Origin of the sequence: Cyclobacterium jeungdonense, from assembly GCF_010994275.1 — a bacterium.
Lineage (GTDB): Bacteria > Bacteroidota > Bacteroidia > Cytophagales > Cyclobacteriaceae > Cyclobacterium > Cyclobacterium jeungdonense.
Window position 1 is genome coordinate 322,250 of record NZ_WMCD01000005.1, and the last position, 22,586, is coordinate 344,835.

Here is a 22,586-nt window from a genome sequence, read left to right on the forward strand (position 1 = left end):
AAATGCCAATGGATAAGTTCCTGACAGAAGCTTTTTGGGTTCCCTGCTTATTTTTCCTTCGAAAGTTGGTTGAAATGCTTAAAAAATAAGGCGATGGTCTCGATGCCTTTTAGGTAATTGGCAACGCCATAATGTTCGTTTGGAGAATGAATCGCGTCGGTATCCAGTCCAAACCCAAGCAAAATCGGATCCAGGCCCAATACTTTCTGGAACAGGGCCGTGATAGGGATTGAACCTCCCTCCCGGGTAGGTATGGCTTTTTTGCCAAAAGCTTCCTGAATGGCGGCTTCTGCTGCCCGGTAGCCTATGGAGTCGGTAGGAATCACCGCAGCCGGTCCACCGTGATGAGGAACCACTTTCACCTTTACGGCGGGAGGAGCAATTCGTTTAAAATGTTGTTCAAACAGCCGGGCAATTTCCTTGTGCTCCTGATCGGGTACCAGGCGCATGGAAATCTTTGCATGGGCTTTGGAAGGGAGCACGGTTTTGGCGCCCTGGCCGATGTAACCGCCCCAAATACCATTCACATCCAGAGTGGGTCGAATGCCTACCCTTTCAATGGTGCTATATCCTTTCTCTCCATAGGTTTCTTTCACATCCAGCTTTCGTTTAAAATCCTCCTCGTTAAAGGGAGCCTGATTTAATTGCTTTCGGTATTCCGAATCGTACTCCTGAACCTGATCGTAAAAACCCGGAATGGTAATGTGATGGTTTTCATCGTGTAGGGAAGCAATCATTTTGCATAGTACATTGATGGGATTCGCGACAGATCCTCCAAAAGTCCCGCTATGCAGGTCCTTATTGGGACCTGTGACTTCCACCTGCAGGTAGGCTAACCCCCGCAATCCAACCGTTACGGAGGGGTGTTCCAAAGAAATCATAGAAGTGTCGGAAATCAATACCACGTCAGCCTTTAGTTTTTCCTGATTTTTCTGAACAAACAGGTCCAGGTTTTCGGATCCAACTTCCTCCTCTCCCTCGATCATAAATTTCACATTGCATTGGAGGAGGTCTTCTGCTATCATGGCTTCAAAGGCCTTCACATGCATGTAAAATTGACCCTTGTCATCGGCTGACCCGCGTGCAAAAATAGCTCCCTCAGGATGAAGGTCCGTATTACGAATCACCGGCTCAAAGGGAGGCGAATCCCATAACTCCAACGGATCCGCCGGTTGCACATCGTAGTGCCCGTAGATCAAAATGGTAGGGGCTGCCGGATCAATGATCTTTTCTCCGTAAACGATGGGGAAACCGGCCGTTGCACAGATTTCAGCATGATCTACCCCTGAGGCAATCAACTTCTCTTTGACAAATTCGGCGGCTTTTACCACCTCTTCCTTATAGGCCGGGTCAGCACTGACAGAAGGAATCTTTAGTAAATCTACTAATTCATCTAAAAATCGAGGGGAATTTGCTGCTATGTAACGCTGAATGGACATGAATTTTTCGTTCTTGATTTCAAGAGCGAAATTAACGCTTTTTAAAGGATTTTCCTTTATAATTTGAAACTTACCAGCTTGCCCTCTTTTTTGGAAAGCATGTGTGTCGGGATTACGTTTCGGATCTCATCAAAAAGAAGGGAAACCAACTTTTGTTTCAGAAAGCTGCGAGTCAGAATCAAGCTTACTTCCCTGACAGGAGCCTCTCCCTGAAAAGGGCGCAACCTGCTTTTCTCCTCTTCACTCAGGGTTTCGGTAGCCAGCTCGGGAAGCAGGGTAATCCCTTTGTAGCGGTTTACCATGTTTTTTAACCCCTCCAGTGAGCCGCTTTCGTAGTGGAAATTCATCCGTTGAAATTTGTTTTGATCGCAGAGGTTGAGTACCTGATCCCGGAAACAATGGCCCTGCTGCAAGACCCACAAATCTTCAGCTAAAATTGCGCCTGAGGACACCTTGCCCTGTTTCAATAAGGGGTGGTTTTTCGACAGGTACACGAAAAATTTTTCGTAGAAAATGGGCTTCTCCACGATGCCCGATTCCTGGAGCGGGGTGACCACCAGACCTATATCCAGCTCATCGTTTTTTAGCCTTTTTAAAATATCTTCCGTCACCATCTCCTGCACTTGAAGCTGGACTCTCGGGTATTTTTGGATAAAATTTTGGATAAAAAGCGGCAACAAATACGGAGCAATGGTAGGGATGACGCCCATTTTGATTAGCCCACTTACATCTCCCTTCATCTGAGATACCAACTCGATAATCCCCTTGCTTTCAGATACCACCTTTTTGGCTTGAGAGATGATCCTATCACCGATTTCCGTGGGAATAACGGGCATTTTTGAACGGTCAAAGAGAATGACTCCCAACTCTTTTTCCAGTTTACTCACCTGAGCACTCAGAGTAGGTTGGGTGACAAAACATGCTTCGGCTGCATGACCGAAATGACGGAACTTATCTACAGCTAATATGTATTCCAGTTGCTGAATGGTCATTATACCTTTCTAGTGTGGTGGCAATGTCCCTTGCAATTAGGGGCTTTGCAAATATAAAAATCTTTTTTCTTTTATTTAGATTTGATATAAATAATGCCTAATTTTGTGCGCAAACACTGTAAATATGAAGCAAATTCAAACAATTTTCGTATCCGCTCTGGTTTTGATAGTATCATTTTCCTGTGGTCAAAAAAGCACGGAAGAGGAAGTAGTTAATGTCTACACCCACCGACATTACGATGCCGACCAGCAATTATTTGATGCTTTTACTGCTGAAACCGGTATAAAAGTAAATGTGGTTAGCGCCAGCGCCGATGAATTGATCCAAAAACTGGAGTTGGAAGGGGAGGGGTCTCCGGCGGATTTACTGATTACTGTGGATGCAGGCCGGCTTCACCGCGCCCAGGAAAAGGGCTTGTTTCAATCGGTTTCCTCAACGGTATTGGATCAAAACATACCAGCTAAATTCCGTAACCCAGAAGGTTTGTGGTTTGGGTTGACGTACAGGGCCCGAATACTTGCCTACCATAAAGAAAGGGTAAATCCGGAAGATTTGGATTCTTACGAAAGTCTTACCGAACCCCAATGGGAAGGCAGGGTATTGACCCGGTCTTCAGAAAATATTTATAACCAATCCCTGCTAGCCTCTCTGATTGTGGCACATGGTCCCGAAAAAGCCAGGGAATGGGCTGCCGGACTTTTGGCTAACATGGCCCGAGACCCTAAAGGAAGTGATAGGGATCAGGTAAAAGCCGTTGCTTCAGGCGAAGGGGATGTAGCCATAGTTAACAGCTACTATATAGGGATCATGCTCAATGATGCCAATCCGGAAACCGTAAAGGCAGCGGAGCAGGTAGGCATATTTTTTCCCAATCAAAATGACAGGGGAACTCATATCAACATCTCCGGAGCGGGAGTAACCCGCCATGCTCCCAATAAGGAAAATGCGGTTCGATTGATCGAATTTTTATCGGCGGAAGAATCCCAGCAGGTTTTAGCTAACGTTAACTACGAATATCCGGTAAATCCAAACGTCTCACCCTCTGAACTACTTCAGAGTTGGGGAGAATTTAAAGCCGATTCCATAAACCTGTCGCTTCTTGGAGAAAATAATAGGCAAGCAGTAGTTATTTTTGATGAAGTAGGCTGGAAATAATCAAAAAGCAAGATTGGAAATTGCTAAACAACGGATTTACTGGTGGAATAAATGGATGACCGGTACCTTACTGGTGCTGTTGTTAATCGCTACCCCTATTTTTACGATACTTATTAAGTTAACCGATCCACCGGGTGGAAGTTGGACGCATCTGAAGGATACCTTGCTGGTGGGTTATTTTAAAAATACCCTGATTTTACTGGCAGGTGTCGCCGTTAGCACCTTTTTACTGGGCGTTTCCACAGCCTGGGCCGTAACCAATTACCGGTTTCCCGGGAGGAGGTATTTTGAATGGATTCTGATTTTACCTTTGGGATTTCCGGGTTACATCATGGCCTATACCTACACCGGCATGCTTGATTATTCAGGTCCTTTGCAAGCCTTTCTAAGAAATAAACTCGGTTTTCAGGTCGTAGGAAGCATCGTGGATATCATGAACCTTCCCGGGGCAATTTTTATTTTGTCCATTACCTTGTTTCCCTACGTGTATTTGTTGTCTCGGGCTTCTTTTTTGCGGCAATCCCGAACCTTGCAGGAAGCCGCCTCCCTTTTGGGAAGAAATAGCTGGCAAACCTTTCTGAGGGTGGCCCTTCCCATGGCCCGTCCCGCCATTGTCGGGGGCATCGCTTTGGCTTCGATGGAAGTGCTAAATGATTACGGCACCGTAAAATATTTTGGGGTAAGCACATTTACTACAGGAATTTTTCGGTCCTGGTTTTCCATGGGGGATGTGACCACGGCCATTTACCTCGCCGCCATTCTGATGCTTCTGGTATTTGTCATTTTATTCCTGGAGGGTTGGCAGCGTGGCAACAGGCGATTTTCATCTAACCATTCGGTAAGCAAGCCATTGGTAAGCGTAGTGCTACCTACGGGAAAAAGGTGGTTACTCACCTTTTTTTGTTCGACGGTTTTTTTCCTCAGTTTCTTTGCACCCTTTATGCAAATTATTCATTGGGTCTGGCTTACTTATCAGAAATCAATGGACGCTGATTTTTTCTATCTGGTCCTTAGAAGCTTCGGATTGGCTGCCGGGGCAGGCCTTCTGGTGGCCGTGATAGCAGTAATTTTGCTATATAGCTTAAGATTAAGTCCGTTGCCATGGCTGAAAAATGTTACCCGCATCGGTACGCTTGGATATGCCATCCCGGGAGCCGTAATAGCGGTCGGCATCATGGTGCCTGTTTTAGGTCTGGACCACTGGTTGCGGGAAAATCTTTTATCAGACCGACTTGGGTTGGTCATTTCAGGTACTATTTCTGCTCTTATTTTTGCGTACATCGTTCGGTTTATGGCCGTGGGTTATCACCCTATTGATGCTGGTTTTCAAAAAATAGGCATTCATGTAAATGAGGCCGGCAGGCTTTTGGGTAAAAATAGCTGGAAAACCTTATGGAGAATAGATATGCCCTTGATCAAAGCCAGTGTATTGAGTGGCATATTGCTGGTATTTGTGGATGTATTAAAAGAATTACCCTTAACTTTGATTCTTCGCCCGTTTAACTATCAAACATTGGCCACCAAAGCATTTGATATGGCCACCAATGAGATGATAGCGGAATCGGCCAATGCCTCCCTGATCATTATCCTTACGGGAATAGTGCCCATCGTTTTCCTGAATAGGATGATCCGGAAGGCGAACGTGTAGGAAAACAGACATTTTTGAATGAATATACTCAGGCTGCAAGGCATCGATAAAAAATATGCGAGTTCCGAAGATTATGCTGTAAAGGACATCTCCCTGGAAGTAAAGCAAGGGGAGATTCTAGCGCTGGTCGGGGAAAGCGGTTCTGGAAAAACCACACTGCTTCGCTTGATTTCCGGTTTGGAACATCCGGATGCCGGCTCTATTATGCTATCGGGACAAACCATGGTGCAGGGAAATAAATCGGTGCCAGCAAATGAACGGAATGTGGGGATGGTTTTTCAGGATTATGCGCTTTTTCCTCATCTGAATATTCTTGACAATGTGAAATTTGGGATCAGGGACTCGCAGGGAAATGCGCAGGATATCGCAAAGGAAACGTTGAAGCTTGTGGGTTTGAATGAAAAATACACCAAATACCCCCACCAGCTTTCAGGCGGTCAACAACAACGCGTGGCACTCGCAAGAGCAATTGCTCCCAACCCGACTATCCTGCTGCTGGATGAGCCATTCAGTAACCTGGATGTCGTGCTCAAAGATCAGGTCAGGGAAGAAATCCGACAGATTATTAAAAAATCCGGAATCACCGCTTTGTTTGTAACGCATGATACCCGGGATGCACTTTCTACGGCCGACCGGGTGGCCATTCTGCACAAAGGCTACCTGCAACAATTGGATAGCCCGAAGAGATTATACGAAAACCCTGTTAATCCCTATGTGGCCAATTTTTTTGGCAGAAGAAACCAGGTACTGGCGACAGCAACTGATGATGGCTTTTATACCTCCTTCGGTTTTATCGCCGATGAACGGTCCCGAAATTTCCAAAATAAGGTAAAAATCCTCTTCCGTCCCGAAGAGATAAAAATAAAGAAAAGTCTGAGACAAGCGTTGATAGGTACCGTCAGGCAGTGTGCCTATTTTGGTGATCACCAAATGGTGCGTCTGGCAGATGAATCTGGAAAATGCGTTTACGTACGCGCAAGCCCTACCCGCCATTTTATCAAGGGGAGCAGGGTGTTTTTTACCATCCGCTCGTTTAAGGTGGAGGATGCTTTTTAGATAGGTTCTGTTTGAGTAAATTCGGATGATAGGAAACAACATATCATTAATGTGCTTCTTGAAATCCGATCTGGTCCCTGGTTTTTCCAGGTCTACCTGTCAGGATGTTTTTCCTAACGCAATTATTCTGTATATTTAATTCAGACAACAGGAAATTTCCTGATTTTCTTGTATAGTTATATTAAATCCATGCCAAAATGAGAGCTTTACACAGCCTATATTACCTGTTTGCGAAGGTTTGCTTCCTTATTCTGCTGTCATCACTGGTTTATGCCTGCAGGCCAGGCAATCAGGCTTCCGAAAAGACAGCCAACACTGCCTCATCCGAGGAATTTTTCACACCGGATCCAAAGGTAGTGGAGGAAAAGCCTATCAACACCCTGGAAATAGGTGACACGGCACCAGACTTCAGGTTGCCGGGAGTAGACGGCCAATACCATGAGCTTTCGGATTATCAGGATAAGGAAGTTCTGGTAATCAACTTTACCTGTAACCACTGTCCTACTGCCCAGGCATACGAACAGCGGTTTATTGACCTGGCGGAGGAATACAGTGAGCAGGGGGTTCAGTTTATTGCCATTTCTCCCAATTCGCCCATTGCCGTACTTCCTGAGGAATTGGGCTACACCGATTTGAACGATGACTTTGAAAGCATGAAAATCCGTGCTGAGGAAATGGATTATAATTTCCCCTATTTATACGATGGGGACGAGCATCGCTTTTCCACTGCCTATGGCCCAACGGCGACACCTCATATTTTTGTTTTTGATGAGGATCGAAAACTGACCTATCAGGGCAGAATAGATGCTTCCGAAAAGCCGGGGACCGGGCAAGCGGAGGACGCTATCCATGCCATCGAAAAAACCCTTCAGGGAGAAGCTTTGGCTGCAGACCGTGCCACTACACCCGCCTTCGGCTGTTCCATCAAGTGGGCCTGGAAAAATGAGTATACCCTCAAGGTAAACGAAGAATGGAAGGAAAAACCAGTGGACCTGTCTATGATAAGCCTGGAGGAATTGGAAAAGGTGCTGGAAAATGACAGCGATCAACTTCGGTTAGTAAATTTTTGGGCCACCTGGTGTGGACCCTGCATTGTGGAATATCCTGAATTTATTGAAATCCAACGGATGTATGGCAACCGGGATTTTGAGTTTGTATCGGTATCTCTTGATAATCCCGAATCTGCCGATAAAGCCCTTAAATTCTTACAAAAAAAATATTCGGCAACCACCAATTACCTGGTAAATACCGATGATAAATATGCCATTATCGATGTGGTCAAAAACGATTGGGACGGCAGTCTTCCCCTAACCTTGCTGATCGAACCAGGAGGAAAGGTGTACCACAAAGTACCTGGCACCATCGACCCATTGGCATTGAAAAAAACCATTGTGGATCATCCCATGATAGGCAGGTATTACTAATAGGAACCAAAGGAATGTCCTGCGTTCAATCAGTTTCCGGAATCAATTGTCAAATGGATCCTCCTCATCGTCGTCCTCTAATCCGGGATTTCCGAGATCAAACATGCTGCTGAAGAGGTCCTTGAATTGCATGCCGGTATCCAGCAGTTTTTTGCTTAGCTGGCTGTATTCGGCCAGCCCGTGCAAGGCAAATTCCATGAAGAATTCTTTTTCTTTCTCGGGTAAGTCCTTTACAAATTCGGTAACAATTTTTTCCAATCCCGGTACCTGGTGTAAGTCGGATTTATAAGTTTTGTCGGTATGGGAAGCCAGAATATCCAACTCATTTCCTTCTCCAAACCAGGCCAGAGGTAATACATAGGGATTGCCTTCCTTCTCCTTCTTTTTTTGTTCCGGAGAAGGGAAATATTGCACAAACAAACTTCGGATGGCCTTTCCGATCAGATTGTGCGCTACCAGTCCGGCGCCTTCCTGCTCTCCTTCATAGACAAGTTCTACCTTTCCAGTGATGGCGGGAATGACACCGATAAGGTCCACAATCCGTACCATGGTTTGGTTTTCATTGTTCAAGTACAATCGCCTTTCCGCAGCGGATATAAGGTTTTCGTAAGCAGAAATGGTAAGCCTTGCTGAAACGCCACTTTTCTCGTCCACGTACTCACTATCTCTGGCTTCTATGGCAATCTGTTCAATCAGATCCTTCATTAATTCCGGAACGTGGATCTTATCCAAAGGCCGATCTGTCAACTTGGCTTCCTGTTGGGTTATTTTTCTACCTATTTCAATGTTTTTGGGATAATGGGTAATAATCTGACTTTCGATCCTGTCCTTAAGCGGGGTCACGATGCTTCCCCTATTGGTATAATCCTCCGGGTTGGCGGTAAACACAAATTGAATATCCAGGGGAAGCCTCAGCTTAAAGCCCCTGATCTGAATATCTCCCTCCTGTAGGATATTAAAAAGAGCCACCTGTATCCTCGCCTGTAAATCCGGCAATTCGTTAATCACAAAAATGGAGCGGTGGGATCGAGGCACCAAACCAAAGTGGATGACCCTTTCGTCATTATAGGAAAGTTTCATGGTGGCGGCCTTGATGGGGTCCACGTCTCCAATCAAATCGGCAACTGACACATCCGGGGTGGCAAGTTTTTCCGTGTATCGGTCCTCCTTTGCCCACCAAACCACTGGTGTATCATCCCCCTTTTCCTTAATCAATTCCCTGGCAAAAGTGGAAATAGGACGTAGCGGGTCGTCATTGAGTTCCGAGCCTTTGACCACAGGTACGTAATCATCCAGTAAAAGGGTCATCATCCTGGCAATCCGGGTTTTTGCCTGCCCCCTTAATCCGAGCAGGTTGATATTGTGTCCGGAAAGAATTGCCCGTTCAATATCCGGTATGACAGTATCTTCGTAACCCCAAATACCTTCGAAAACATTCTCCTTATTTTGGATTTTATGGATCAGGTTTTTCCTTAACTCTTCTTTTATTGTTTTCCCCGAATAGCCTACGGCTTTCAGCTGTCCCAGGGTTTGTATTTTCAATCTTTCTTTGTTGGTCATTTTTTGGTATTCCATGCTTTAAAAACGTTTCGTTCGGTTTCTCCTGTAATCTTCGAAAATCAAATGACCCAGGCCTTTGAGATTGCTATAATAGGCGTTGCCGTTATTGACGGTGGTAAATTCTTTAACAAACTCTTTGAGATAGGGGTCGGAGGCAATCATAAAAGTGGTTACCGGAATCTTCAACCGCCTGCATTGCGCAGCCAGTTTCAAGGTTTCCTTGAGTATTTTGCTATCAATTCCGAAGCTATTTTTATAATATTTGATGCCTACCTTCAGACAGGTGGGTTTTCCATCGGTGATCATAAAAATTTGCTTATTTGGGTTTTTTCTTTTCCTCAGCAGGTCCATGGCCAGTTCCAGTCCGGCTACCGTATTGGTATGATAGGGCCCCACTTGGAGGTATGGCAAGTCTTTGATGGCAATCTGCCAGGCATCGTTTCCAAAAACGATAATGTCCAGGGTATCTTTCGGGTAGCGGGTTTTGATCAGTTCTGCTAATGCCATGGCCACTTTTTTGGCCGGAGTAATTCTGTCTTCTCCATAAAGGATCATGGAATGAGAAATATCGATCATCAGGACGGTGGAGGTCTGCGTACGAGTCTCGCTTTCCACGATTTCCAAATCGTCCTCCGTCAACAAGAATTCGCCCGAAAACCCATGATTTGCCTGCGCATTTCTCAAGGAATCGGTAAGCGCGATTTGATCGAGGTTATCACCAAACTGGAAAGGCCTTCGTTCAGAACCACTTTCCTCACCTGGCCCTGTATGGGTAGTTTTGTGCTGCCCACCTTTCCCTTTTTTTAGTTTTCCGAAAATTTCTTCCAGCGCACTTTTTCGAATGGTCTGTTCTGCTTTTCCGGTAATTTTAATCGATCCTTTTCCCTGCTTTTCGTCCAGGTAGCCCTTACTTTTCAAATCTTCAATAAAATCACCAATGCCGTAACCGGGTGTGGTCATCTGGTATCGTTTGTCCAGGTTGGTCAGCCAACTGAGGGCCTCCGCCACGTCTCCGCCGGTCATGGTGACTAATTGAAGGAAAATGTCCAATAGCTGATCAAAGGTATTTTTATCAGGATCTTTCTGTGGGACAAATTTGGTAAATCTGAAACCTTTCATAGTTGCTTAACAAAATATTACTGCCAGAGGTTTTCGTTTTTGGAAATCCCTTATGGATTTTGTACGATAGCGACAATTTCTTCGGCCTGCAGGTGGCAATTGAGCCATTCTTCCTCAAAACTCGCACCGTATTTTTTATAAAATTTGATGGCCGGTTCGTTCCAGTCCAAAACCTGCCACATCATGCCCGTGCAATTTTCTTCCAGCGATTTGGCTAAGACCGCCTCAAAAAGCAATTTACCCGCACCTTTTCCTCTCTCCGAGGCGGTGATGATGTAATCTTCCAGGTAAAGGCGTTTTCCTTTCCAGGTGCTGTAGCGGTAGTAGTAGATGGCTGTTCCAATAATGGCTCCATCACCTTCTTTTTCCACCACAAAAAAACCAAAGACAGGGTTCGTACCGAACCCATCTTTTTCCATCATTTGTACCGTATTGGTCACCTCGTCGGGTGCCTTTTCATAAACGGCAAGTTCGTGGATGAGCGCAAATACCTGCGGCAAGTCTTCTTTTTCTCCTTTTCTAACGATATACATATGTTGAAATTAATAAAAAGGACCCACTTTAGGCGCAGAGAGTGGCCTCTTTCTTGGAAAATTAACCGCAAGTTTGGCGAGGGCAGTGCCGGAGCAATTTTTATCTTTGGTAAAACAAATCTATATACCATGTTCTTATCCATTGATGCCGGTAATTCAACGATCATTTTGATCTGATAGACAGGCAGCTGACATTAAAGGGCATTTACCAGATCACAACATTGAATGGAAATAGGTAAACCAGCGGTTGGTCCTAGCTGAAGGAAAGTTTGGAAATTTGCCGATAAATAAGTAGGTTAATTACTGTTTGATTTTCAACCGTAACCCCCATTAATATGAATGCCCATTCCCAGCCTTTTGATTATTTTCTAGATGTGATTAAAAATAAATATGCTCAATTTGACGGCAGGGCGAGGAGAAGCGAGTATTGGTACTTTGTGCTGTTTAATATTTTGATCAGTATTGGTATTGGAATCGTCGGAACATTCCTTGACCTTTCATTTTTGAGTATGATTTACAGTTTAGCCATATTCATTCCGGGTATAGCGGTGGCTGTGAGAAGACTCCACGACACGGGAAGATCAGGCCTATGGGTACTGATCGGCTTGATACCCTTCATAGGTATTATTGTGCTGATTGTATTTTTAGTGGAAGACAGTAAACCTGCCAATCAATACGGCCCCAATCCCAAAACGGTGGTTTAGTATAAAAAAAAAGCGAGTCTTATTCAGACTCGCTTTTTACGATGATTTCTATAGGTTCTCCTGTGCTATCCAGGAATTTGTACTCCGTCACCGGCAGTGAAGAATCTTTAATCAGGCTGATCCATTTGTAATATTTAAAAAACCACTGTATCCTTTTGGAATAAATGCCATGTGTAAAGTAGGCATATAAATAAGGGTGCATGGCTATTTTAATCTTCGATTCGTTTTGGTGCGTTGCAAGATGTTCTAAATCTTTTTCCAATTTGTCTGCTACCAAAATGGACGCCTGGATTTTTCCAGTACCATTACAGGATGGGCAGGTTTCTTTGGTGACAATGTTCATTTCGGGTCGGACGCGTTGTCGGGTGATTTGCATCAATCCGAATTTTGTGAGTGGGAGCACCGTATTTTTTGATCGGTCGTCTCTCATCGCGTCTTTCATCGCTTCGAAAATAGCCCGTTTGTTATCGGCTTTTTTCATGTCAATGAAATCGATTACGATGATACCACCCATATCGCGAAGCCTTAATTGTCTTGCAATTTCCTTTACCGCTACTAAATTGGTTTTAAGGCCGGTATTTTCCTGATCGTTTTCCTGGTTGGATTTGTTTCCACTGTTTACATCTACCACGTGAAGGGCTTCGGTGTGCTCAATAATGAGGTATCCGCCCTGGGGCAAACTTACGGTGGATCCAAACAGGCTTTTGATCTGTTTTTCTATACCAAAACTTTCAAAGAGCTTTGCTTTTCCGTTGAAAAGCTTAACAATTTTTTCTTTTTCTGGAGCAATCGATCTTATATAAGATCGCATCTGATCATAAATTACTTCATCCTCTACCGTGATTGCGTCGAAAGATTCGTTGAGCAGGTCTCTGATAATGGAGGAGGCCAAACTCATTTCTCCGATGATTTTGTCTTTTACCTTGGCTTTTTGCAGCTTTTTCATGCCTTCTTCCCATGATTCAAGGAGGTTTCTGAGATCTTTATCCAATTCGGTGACAGATTGTCCTTCTGCCACTGTACGGATGATCACCCCGAAATTCACGGGTTTGATAGACGTGATAAGCCTGGCTAACCTTCTTCTTTCTTCGGCACTGCGTATCTTTTTGGATACGTTTACCGTGTCAGAAAAGGGTACCAAAACCAGGTATCGACCAGCAAGGGAGAGCTCACAGGACAGCCGCGGTCCTTTGGTTGAAATCGGTTCTTTCACTACCTGCACCAAAACCTGATTGTTTTTAGATAAAACCTGCGAAATCTTTCCCAGTTTATCAATTTCAGGTTCATTTTCGAAGCCTTTCAGGTTAAAACCCTGATGGCTCCTATTTCGGGTAATTTTAACCAGCTTATTCAAACTGTTTACCCTAGGTCCAAGATCCTGATAATGTAGAAAAGCGTCTTTTTCAAAACCAACGTCTATAAAAGCAGCGTTTAAGCCATTGACGATTTTTTTTACAGAACCAAGATAGATATCTCCGACTTTAAACTTGTTGTCTTCTTCTTCTACATGAAGCTCAATCAAGCTTTTGTTTTTCAACAAGGCAATGCGACTACCGTTTTGAGATGAATCAATTAATAATTCTGAACTCAAATTGTGTCTCTATTATGAAATAAAAGAACGTTTTTGTTTTAAGAAGTTAGCTAATTACTTCTTCTTGTGTCTGTTTTTTCTCAATCTCTTCTTACGCTTGTGCGTAGCGATCTTATGTCTCTTCCTTTTTTTACCGCAAGGCATAATTTTATGGTTTAAAGTTTAACACTTATTTTAAATTATAATCTATCCAAATAATTGGCGATCCCTGATAAAATCTGGGGATCATCCGTTTTTTGCTGTAGGGCTTCCAACTGCTTTCTGGCTTCGTTCTTTTGATTAGACTCAAATAAACTTACTCCCAGATAAAACTGTCCCTGGATATTTTCAGGGTGATTGGCCACTAACCTTTCAAATCGTTCCACCGCACGCTTGTACTGACCGCTTTGCATGGACAAAATTCCCATATTGAACAGGGCTTCCTCGTTGTCTGGATCTTGTTCCAGAATGTCCCTCAACATGGTTATTCCCTGCATGGGGTTGGACGAAGATACGTAAGTCATGGCTACTTTGGTCTTCAGGTCCAGCCTTTCGGGATTTTGCTCTAACACTTTTCCCAGATACAAGCGGGTTTTTTCCGCCATAAGCCTGGTTTTGTCATCCTCCATGGCAAAGCCAAAAGCTTCGTAGTACTGATTACCTGCTTTTTCCCAGTTCTCCACTTCCGGAACCTTTTCGGCAATTAACCCATAATAGTAGGCCGCACTATCTAACTTTCCGCCTTTTTCATAAACAGTGGCGATGGAATCAGCAAATATAACAAAATTTTCGTCATCAGGTTCCCCTTCCATTTGCCCCATCAAATTTTCTATCATTTCCAGGTCGGTGGCATTCAGGGAACTGCCGTGCGAATTTGCTTCCGGATTAACAGCAGATCCCAAACCACTTTCGCTGGTAGGCAGGCCTTCCTGTTCATTTTCCACAACCACCAACGGTAGGGAGTAGAGAAAATAAGTTAGTAATAAACCTGCTACAACGAAAATAATTTGGGATCGCTTCATCTTTAAAATTTACCCGAACTTAGTCCTGGGGAGCCAACTCTTTTACATTTTGGCTGTTTTTGATTTTTTCGATAAAAGATTTTGAAGGTTTAAAAGCGGGAACATAATGTTCGTCAATCACAATTGCTGTGTTCTTGGAAATATTTCTCGCAATTTTTTTAGCCCTTTTTTTGTTAATAAAACTGCCAAAACCTCTGACATAGATGTTATCTCCCTCTGCCATTGAATCCTTTACAACTTTAAAGAACGCCTCAACGGTCTGTGTAACATCGTCCTTCTGAATTCCTGTCTTCTCCGAAATCTTTGTGATTACCTCTGCTTTAGTCACTGTCTTAAAATTTTATTGTGTAATTCATTAGAGGCTTAACCTCCTATTAACCAAGTAATTTTGGGAGTGCAAATTTACAATAACCATTCCAATTAAAAAATAAAATGAACAAAATTACCTTGTTTTGTCAAATTAGTGTTCGAAAATAAATATTAAAATATTTTGGATAGTAGCTATTTTACTGAAAAACTGCTCCGTTGGTATCCCCATAATCGCCGGGATTTGCCTTGGAGAGACACGAGGGATCCATATATCATTTGGTTGTCTGAAATCATTCTTCAGCAAACCCGGGTAGCTCAGGGGTTACCCTATTTTTACGAATTTGTAAATAAATTCCCCAATCTGGCACAATTGGCCGCAGCCCCGGAGTCCGAGATCCTCCGGAGTTGGCAAGGTCTGGGTTATTATAGCCGGGCCCGCAACCTGCATGCTTGCGCCAGGGAAATCGTTCATCAGCGAAATGGCAAATTCCCCGATCGTTATAAGGACCTGCTCACCCTTAAAGGAGTGGGACCTTACACCGCAGCTGCCATCGCCTCCTTTGCCTTCCGGGAGCCCGTGGCCGTGGTAGATGGAAATGTTTACCGGGTTTTGTCCAGGTATTTTGGGATTAGTACGGATATAGGATCCCATGCAGGTAAGAAAGAGTTTGAATCGCTGGCTAACCAGCTAATTCCAAAAAGCAACCCGGATGAATACAATCAGGCCATCATGGAGTTTGGGGCCCTTCAATGCGTCCCAACAAATCCCGATTGTCTGAACTGCCCACTCCATCCTGACTGTTTTGCCTCGAAACGTGAATTGGTACACAACTTACCCGTAAAGGAGAAAAAAACCAAGGTTCGGCCCCGGTACTTTGTATATCATTATATCCATGCTGCCGGTCACATTGTCGTCCGAAAAAGAGCCGCAAAGGATATATGGCAAGGCTTAGTAGACTTTCCTCTTGAAGAATTCAGCACCAAAGAAGCTATTTTTTCTCCAAAGCCTGAAAACCTGTCAGCTTTTCGGGAACTGGCATCCCTTGGACCGGTTTTTGAAACGCATGTAGAAAAACCCTGGAGGCACATTCTCAGTCATCAGCGAATTTTTGCTTCCTTCGTAGAGATCAAATTGAAAGCGGCGCAAAAATCACAGTTAGAAAAGTGGGCTACGGAGAATGGATATACGCTGACAGACGAGCAAGGCCTGGAAGAAATGGGAAAACCCAAATTGATTGTCAGGTATTTGAATCAAAAAAAATAAATCATTACATTTAAGTAAGGTAAAATTAACCACCGCGAATAAATATAAATAGCAAATCATGGCAGGAGTAAATAAAGTAATTTTATTGGGAAATCTCGGTGCCGACCCGGAAGTCAAACACCTGGAAGGAGATAAGGTAGTGGCCAATCTGCGCTTGGCTACCACAGAAACATATAAGGACCGATCCGGAAACCGGGTCGAAAACACGGAATGGCATGACCTTGAACTGTGGGACGGGCAAGCAAAAGTAGCCGAACAATATTTAAAAAAGGGAAGCCAGATATACGTAGAAGGTAAAATTAAATCGGATACCTGGCAGGATGATCAGGGGAATAATCGGAAACGAATGAAGATTCGGGTCTTGAGTTTTACCATGCTGGGTTCCAGAAACATGGGACAAGATAGTCCTGCTTCCGGGCAGGCACAACCTTCCGGAAATTCGGACAATTCGAAAGGAAACCAAATGGCGCAGGAGCCATCCTTTGAAAATCAGGAAGATGGATCAGACGATTTACCGTTTTAAGAGGAAGGGTTCCGTTAAAATTCCTTAGTTTTGCAAAAAATAATTTTCTTACGTTAATGGACGACCCTTACCCGAGTTTGCTGTTGCTGGCAGATATCCTGGCTGTTTCTCCGGTTTATGTGGTGACCAACGCGATCATCTTCCTCGCACTTTTGGTATTATCCGCTTTGGTATCCGGCTCGGAGGTAGCTTTTTTTTCGTTGAATCATGAAGATATCGAGTCAATTCAGGAAACTTCAGATGCCCGATCTGAAAAAGTGATCGCTCTCATTGAAAATCCTCAGAAGCTGTTGAGCACCATTTTGATCCTCAACAATCTGATCAATATCAGCATCGTTACCCTGACCACGTTCTTTACCTGGACTGTGTTCGGTACAGATACTACCGGCATTATTATCATCTTGTTTCAAACTGTGGGCGTTACGTTTGCCATCGTTTTTATTGGAGAAATTGTCCCTAAAGTTTATGCCAATTCGGCAAGGGTTACCTTTTCCAGGTTGACCTCTACCTTTCTTTATTACTTTTCGCTATTGCTGAGTCCCCTTTCCTACGCCTTGATGGCCATGAGTAATGTGATTGAAAAGCGCATCGAGAGGAAAGGCTATTCCATTTCGGTAGATGAGTTGCATCAGGCATTGGAAATCACCTCAGTGGACACCAGTAACAACGAACGCGATATTCTGAAAGGCATTGTAAATTTTGGCACTTTATCCGTAAAGCAGGTAATGCGCTCCCGAATGGACCTTACGGCAGTGGATGTGGAAATGGATTTCCATGAATTAATGGACAAAATCAATAAAAGTGGTTATTCCCGGATTCCGGTATACGAAGATACCATTGACCAAATCCGGGGAATCCTTTACATCAAAGACCTGTTGGATCATATTGAAAAAGACGAGCATTTTCGATGGCAGGACCTGATCCGCAAGGGCTATTTCATTCCTGAGAACAAAAAGCTCGCCGACCTGCTTAAAAACTTTAAAAATAAGCGGGTGCACATGGCCATTGTAGTCGATGAATATGGAGGTACTTCCGGATTGGTGACACTGGAGGACCTGATTGAGGAAATCATTGGTGATATTAACGATGAGTTTGACGAGGTGGAAGAACATCTGTTTCGAAAACTGGATGAGCGGACCTACCTTTTTGAAGGGAAAATTTCCCTGAATGATTTTTGTAAAAAACTGGAGCTAGACATTCAACTTTTCGATGAGGTAAAGGGCGAAAGCGAATCCCTGGGAGGACTACTGCTCGAATTGAATTCCAATTTGCCGAAAAACGGAACAAAAATCAGGTTTGAAAATTTTGAATTTACCATTATGGCCGTAGACACCAGAAAAATCAAAAAGGTGAAGGTGGTGTTGGATGAACCTCAGGATAAAAACATTCCAGATCAATCGGACTGATTCATTTTACCGGGGAATCGGACTATTGGAAGATAGATTTTAATTTTTATAGGTACAGGTTTAAATTTCTGATTTTTTTTTGTAGTTTTAAAATTACGAAAAACGAACTTAAATGGCCAAGAACTGATTAGCCTTTGTAAAGACGGGTAAAAATTTAAACCAAAAAATTCAAAATAAACCAATAATAACCTTACATCAGTTTGTTTTTAAAGGTAATCTCTTATTCTAGTAATCATAATTTTTCATTTCCTTACAAACAATTCTTTCATTTTTGTTTTACCTTTATTGTCTAGAATTTAAAATTTGAAAAGTTTATTGTGAATTTTTCAAACTGAATTCAATACCAATTACTAATAAATATAACAGAATGAATCAAGGATTATATCGTTCACAGTTTGAGCATGATGCCTGCGGAATAGGGGCTGTTGTAAATGTGAAAGGCCAAAAAAGCCACGAAACGATAAGTGATGCGTTGCTGATGCTTAGCAATATGGAGCATAGGGGAGGAAGGGGGAGCGATCCCAAAACCGGAGATGGCGCCGGAATCCTGATCCAACTGCCCCATACGTTTCTGAAGGAAGTAACCCGACGGCTTGGATTTGAATTACCGGAAGAAGGTAGTTATGGCGTAGGCATGGTTTTTTTCCCTAGAAATAAACAGTTATATAAGAAAAGTAAAGAGCAACTAAATAAAATCATCCAGGAATTGGACTTTGAGCTGTTGGGTTACCGGTCGGTGCCGACGGACGAGACGGTCCCTGGATCAGGAGCATTGGAAGTAATGCCCAATATCGAACAGGTATTCGTCCGCCATAAGGATAACCTTTCCGGCATTGATCTGGAAAGGAAGCTGTATGTGCTTCGAAATTACGCCACTCGCGACATTAACGCTTCCATACCAGGAGTCAATGATGCTTTCTACTTTGCTAGCTTTAGTGGGCAGACGGTTATTTATAAGGGGCAGTTGAGGACCGATCAGGTACTCACGTTTTACAAGGACCTGCAAAACAACCGGCTTACCTCGGCCATTGCTCTGGTACATTCCAGATTTTCTACCAATACGTTTCCAAACTGGAGGTTGGCACAACCGTTTCGTTTTCTCTCCCATAACGGAGAAATCAATACCATTCGTGGAAACCTGAATAAAATGAGGTCCAAAGAGACGCTGATGAAAACAGCGCTTTTCACGGACAAAGAGCTTCAGATGCTGATGCCCATTACCAATGCCAAACATTCCGATTCTGCCAATCTGGATGCCATGGTGGAGCTACTGGCACTTAGTGGTCGAAGCCTACCGCATGTCATGATGATGTTGGTTCCAGAAGCCTGGCAGGATAACAAGACCATGGACAAGAAGAAAAAAGCCTTCTATAAATTCCATGCTTCTCTGGTGGAACCCTGGGATGGTCCCGCAGCACTGCTCTTTACCGATGGCAAATCTCTGGGAGCCACACTGGATAGGAATGGATTGCGTCCGTTGAGGTACTTTGTTACTTCCGATGATCGCCTGATTCTTTCCTCTGAAGCGGGAGCCTTACCCATTCGGGATGCTACCATTGTGGAGAAAGGGAGGATCAGCCCGGGCAGAATGCTATTGGCCGACCTGTCCAAAGGCAAAGTTGCCTTTGACGAGGAGGTAAAAGCAGAAGTTTGTAACAAAAAACCTTACGATGTCTGGATACGAAAGGAAAGGCTGAAACTTAGGCTTATTCCATCGCCTAAGGAACTTTCACTTCCCTACACCACGGAAAACATTCGCAAAAGGCAAACCATCTTTGGGTACAGTCAGGAAGATCTGAAAGTACTGTTGGCGCCAATGGCTGATACAGCTTATGAGCCGATTGGCTCGATGGGAGCAGACACCCCGCTGGCTGTTCTCTCCAAGCAAAGTCAGCATATAGCCAATTACTTCAAGCAGCTATTTGCTCAGGTTAGTAATCCCCCGATCGATCCTATCCGGGAACGATTGGTGATGTCGCTTTTTACCAGAATCGGCGAAAGCCACAATATTCTGGAAGAAAGTCCTCAACATACCCGTCAGATACATATTTCCCAGCCGGTTTTGCTTAACGAAGACCTGGAAAAACTCAGAAATCTGGAGGATAAGGGCTATCGGGCAGCCACCTTACATGCGCATTTCACGGCCGATCATAAGCAGGGGCGTTTGTTGGAAGCCCTGAATCGCCTCTGTCAGGATGCAGAAGATGCTATTACGGCGGGTAAAAACATATTGATCATTTCAGACAGGGATTGTAAGCCGGACACCGCGCCCATCCCGTCGCTTCTGGCTGTAGGAGCGGTTCATCACCATTTGGTCAACCAAAAAATACGGACCAAGGCTGGAATCGTGGTGGAAGCTGGAGATATCCGTGAAACCCACCACTTTGCCACTGTGATCGGCTATGGTGCTAGTGCCATAAATCCCTACCTGGCCTTGGAAACGCTGCTCTACCTCAACGAGAATGAGATGCTTTCCAAGAAGATTCCGCAGAAAAAACTATTTGAAAACTACAAGGAAGCTATCGGGAAAGGCCTGCTGAAGGTATTGTCCAAAATGGGTATCAGTACGTTGCAGTCCTACCAGAGTGCACAGATTTTTGAAGCCATAGGGCTTGGACCTGAGGTCATCGAAAGGTGTTTCAAAGGTACTGTCAGTAGGATTAGTGGCGTTTCTTTTGATGAATTGGCAGACGAGGTGCTGGTTCGACACCATGCCGCTTATGAAACTGAAAGTCCCTTGCTGGAAGCAGGAGGTATTTATCAGTGGAAAAGAAGGGGAGAAAAGCATTTGTTCAACCCCGAGACCATTCACCTGCTGCAAAAATCCACGCGTCTGGGAGATTATCAGTTGTACAAAAAATTTGCACAGAAAATAAATGACCAAACCAAGGATGCCTTGACTTTAAGAGGTCTCCTTGAGTTTAAGAAAAGAATATCGATTCCCATTGAGGAAGTGGAGCCTGTAGAAAAAATCCTGAAGCGCTTTGCCACAGGCGCCATGTCCTTCGGGTCCATTTCACATGAGGCCCACTCTACGCTGGCCATTGCCATGAACCGTATGGGCGCCAAAAGCAATAGCGGGGAAGGTGGAGAAGACGAAATCCGATTTGAGAAAAAGCCCAATGGCGATTGGGAGCGATCTGCTATCAAGCAAGTAGCTTCCGGCCGATTCGGCGTCACGAGTAACTACCTTGCTAATGCGGATGAATTGCAAATCAAAATGGCCCAGGGCGCCAAGCCCGGTGAAGGAGGACAGCTGCCCGGACATAAAGTAGATGATTGGATTGGGAAGGTGAGGCATTCTACCCCTGGTGTGGGCTTGATTTCTCCTCCTCCTCATCACGACATTTACTCCATTGAGGATTTGGCGCAGCTCATTTATGATCTCAAAAACGCCAACCGAAAAGCGAGAATCAATGTGAAGCTTGTTTCACAGGCGGGTGTGGGTACCGTAGCGGCAGGAGTTGCCAAAGCACAATCCGATGTAATTCTGATTTCCGGTGCTGATGGCGGTACGGGTGCTTCTCCCCTAAGTTCGATCCGGCATGCAGGTTTACCCTGGGAATTGGGGCTATCGGAAGCGCACCAGACCTTGGTAAAGAACAATCTGCGAAGCAGGGTGACCTTACAAACCGATGGTCAATTACGTACCGGTCGGGACCTGGCCATTGCAGCCCTGCTTGGGGCTGAAGAATGGGGGATTTCTACCGGTGCCCTGGTTGTCGAGGGATGCATTATGATGAGAAAATGCCATCTCAACACCTGCCCGGTTGGTATTGCCACCCAAAATCCCGAACTGAGAAAGCTCTTCACAGGAGATCCGGATCATGTGGTCAACTTCTTCCGGTTCCTTGCCGAAGATTTACGGGAAATCATGGCTTCGCTAGGTTTCCGTACCGTCAATGAAATGGTGGGACAGAGTGATGTGTTAAAAGCTGCCAATGGGCAAATGAACCATTGGAAATGGGATAAACTGGACCTGAGTCCGATTTTCCATAAAGTGGAAGTGCCCGATCATGTTGGCATTTACAAACAGATCGATCAGGATTTCCGATTGAAAAAAGTGCTGGACAGAAAACTAATAGAAGTAGCTACCCCTGCTTTGGAGCAGGCAAACCCCGTAAGAGGGAGTTTTGAAATCAAAAACGTGGATAGAACCGTTGGAGCCATGCTTTCTAACGAAGTATCTAAGTTTTTCGGAAGTCCCGGATTACCGGACGATACCATTCATTTTAAATTCAAAGGCTCTGCCGGTCAAACCTTCGGAGGCTTCCTGGCCAAAGGAATTACTTTCGAACTGGAAGGTGAAGGCAATGATTATTTTGGAAAAGGACTTTCGGGTGGGAAACTGATCGTATTCCCCAACCGAAACGCCAATTTTGTGGCCGAAGACAACATCATCATTGGTAACGTAGCCTTTTATGGAGCCACTTCCGGGAAGTCCTTTATCAAAGGAAAAGCCGGGGAACGCTTTTGTGTCAGGAACTCCGGTGTAGAAGCTGTGGTTGAGGGTATTGGAGATCATGGATGCGAATACATGACCGGTGGTCTGGCAGTTATCCTGGGGGAAATCGGTAGAAACTTTGCCGCGGGAATGAGTGGCGGAATTGCCTACATATTTAAAGAAAATGTGAGCAACATCAACAAGGAAATGGTAGATATCGATCCTTTAAACGAAGACGATTTTGCTACTATAAAAACTTCTATCCAGGAACACCTGGACTACACTTCCAGCAATATTGGAAGTACCATTCTGGAAAACTGGGAGGAAAACAAAGAACGTTTCATAAAAGTTATTCCAAGAGACTACAAAGAAGTATTGAGAAAAAGAGCGTTGGAAAAATCAAAAACATTAGTTTAG

The 22,586-nt window shown here is 44.3% G+C and carries 17 protein-coding genes; 9 read left to right on the top strand and 8 right to left on the bottom strand.

Annotation, left to right across the window (positions count from 1 at the left end):
• Positions 1–47: 47 nt before the first annotated feature.
• On the bottom strand, positions 48–1,439 hold the full coding sequence (locus tag GKS34_RS12865) for a dipeptidase (protein WP_163385227.1): 1,392 nt from the start codon (positions 1,437–1,439) through the stop codon (positions 48–50).
• 56 nt (positions 1,440–1,495) lie between these two features.
• On the bottom strand, positions 1,496–2,431 hold the full coding sequence (locus GKS34_RS12870) for a hydrogen peroxide-inducible genes activator (protein WP_163385228.1): 936 nt from the start codon (positions 2,429–2,431) through the stop codon (positions 1,496–1,498).
• A gap of 124 nt (positions 2,432–2,555) precedes the next feature.
• Here GKS34_RS12870 and GKS34_RS12875 point away from each other — a divergent pair, with 124 nt between their 5' ends.
• The 4 genes from GKS34_RS12875 to GKS34_RS12890 all read left to right on the top strand — a co-directional run bounded on the left by GKS34_RS12875 (position 2,556) and on the right by GKS34_RS12890 (position 7,715).
• Positions 2,556–3,587, top strand: a complete 1,032-nt coding sequence (locus tag GKS34_RS12875; protein ID WP_163385229.1) for a Fe(3+) ABC transporter substrate-binding protein — start codon at positions 2,556–2,558, stop codon at positions 3,585–3,587.
• A 13-nt stretch (positions 3,588–3,600) separates the two neighbouring features.
• On the top strand, positions 3,601–5,235 hold the full coding sequence (locus tag GKS34_RS12880) for an ABC transporter permease (protein WP_163385230.1): 1,635 nt from the start codon (positions 3,601–3,603) through the stop codon (positions 5,233–5,235).
• Between the two features lie 18 nt (positions 5,236–5,253).
• Positions 5,254–6,291, top strand: a complete 1,038-nt coding sequence (locus GKS34_RS12885; RefSeq protein WP_163385231.1) for an ABC transporter ATP-binding protein — start codon at positions 5,254–5,256, stop codon at positions 6,289–6,291.
• Between the two features lie 197 nt (positions 6,292–6,488).
• Positions 6,489–7,715, top strand: coding sequence for a redoxin domain-containing protein (locus tag GKS34_RS12890; RefSeq protein ID WP_163385232.1), 1,227 nt, complete (start codon positions 6,489–6,491; stop codon positions 7,713–7,715).
• A gap of 42 nt (positions 7,716–7,757) precedes the next feature.
• On the opposite strand, the gene GKS34_RS12895 is transcribed toward GKS34_RS12890, so the two are convergent.
• Genes GKS34_RS12895 through GKS34_RS12905 form a run of 3 tightly spaced genes read right to left on the bottom strand, consistent with a single transcriptional unit; the run spans position 7,758 to position 10,927 of the window.
• Positions 7,758–9,290 (bottom strand): P-loop NTPase family protein, encoded by a 1,533-nt coding sequence (locus GKS34_RS12895; RefSeq protein WP_163385233.1) that lies wholly within the window; start codon positions 9,288–9,290, stop codon positions 7,758–7,760.
• 3 nt (positions 9,291–9,293) lie between these two features.
• Positions 9,294–10,394 carry a vWA domain-containing protein gene (locus GKS34_RS12900; protein ID WP_163385234.1) on the bottom strand — a complete coding sequence of 367 codons (1,101 nt, stop codon included), beginning with the start codon at positions 10,392–10,394 and terminating at the stop codon, positions 9,294–9,296.
• Positions 10,395–10,444: 50 nt separating this feature from the next.
• Positions 10,445–10,927 (bottom strand): GNAT family N-acetyltransferase, encoded by a 483-nt coding sequence (locus GKS34_RS12905; protein ID WP_163385235.1) that lies wholly within the window; start codon positions 10,925–10,927, stop codon positions 10,445–10,447.
• A 335-nt stretch (positions 10,928–11,262) separates the two neighbouring features.
• Between GKS34_RS12905 and GKS34_RS12910 the strand changes: the two genes are divergently transcribed.
• Positions 11,263–11,631 carry a DUF805 domain-containing protein gene (locus GKS34_RS12910; RefSeq protein ID WP_163385236.1) on the top strand — a complete coding sequence of 123 codons (369 nt, stop codon included), beginning with the start codon at positions 11,263–11,265 and terminating at the stop codon, positions 11,629–11,631.
• Between the two features lie 19 nt (positions 11,632–11,650).
• Here the strand turns inward: GKS34_RS12910 and GKS34_RS12915 are convergent, their stop codons facing one another.
• The 3 genes from GKS34_RS12915 to GKS34_RS12925 form a co-directional block, all read right to left on the bottom strand.
• Positions 11,651–13,222, bottom strand: coding sequence for an Rne/Rng family ribonuclease (locus GKS34_RS12915; protein WP_163385237.1), 1,572 nt, complete (start codon positions 13,220–13,222; stop codon positions 11,651–11,653).
• A 179-nt stretch (positions 13,223–13,401) separates the two neighbouring features.
• Positions 13,402–14,223, bottom strand: coding sequence for a tetratricopeptide repeat protein (locus GKS34_RS12920; protein ID WP_163385238.1), 822 nt, complete (start codon positions 14,221–14,223; stop codon positions 13,402–13,404).
• Between the two features lie 19 nt (positions 14,224–14,242).
• The gene (locus GKS34_RS12925; protein WP_162342569.1) at positions 14,243–14,551 is read right to left on the bottom strand and encodes an HU family DNA-binding protein; all 309 of its coding nucleotides are present in this window, start codon (positions 14,549–14,551) and stop codon (positions 14,243–14,245) included.
• 162 nt (positions 14,552–14,713) lie between these two features.
• Here GKS34_RS12925 and mutY point away from each other — a divergent pair, with 162 nt between their 5' ends.
• From mutY to gltB, 4 genes are all read left to right on the top strand, one after another.
• Positions 14,714–15,796, top strand: a complete 1,083-nt coding sequence (gene mutY, locus GKS34_RS12930) for an A/G-specific adenine glycosylase (RefSeq protein WP_163385239.1) — start codon at positions 14,714–14,716, stop codon at positions 15,794–15,796.
• Positions 15,797–15,854: 58 nt separating this feature from the next.
• A complete protein-coding gene (locus GKS34_RS12935) occupies positions 15,855–16,319 on the top strand; it encodes a single-stranded DNA-binding protein (protein WP_163385240.1) in 465 nt (154 codons plus the stop codon).
• Between the two features lie 56 nt (positions 16,320–16,375).
• Positions 16,376–17,725, top strand: a complete 1,350-nt coding sequence (gldE, locus tag GKS34_RS12940) for a gliding motility-associated protein GldE (RefSeq protein WP_163385241.1) — start codon at positions 16,376–16,378, stop codon at positions 17,723–17,725.
• 367 nt (positions 17,726–18,092) lie between these two features.
• A complete protein-coding gene (gene gltB, locus GKS34_RS12945; RefSeq protein WP_163385242.1) occupies positions 18,093–22,586 on the top strand; it encodes a glutamate synthase large subunit in 4,494 nt (1,497 codons plus the stop codon).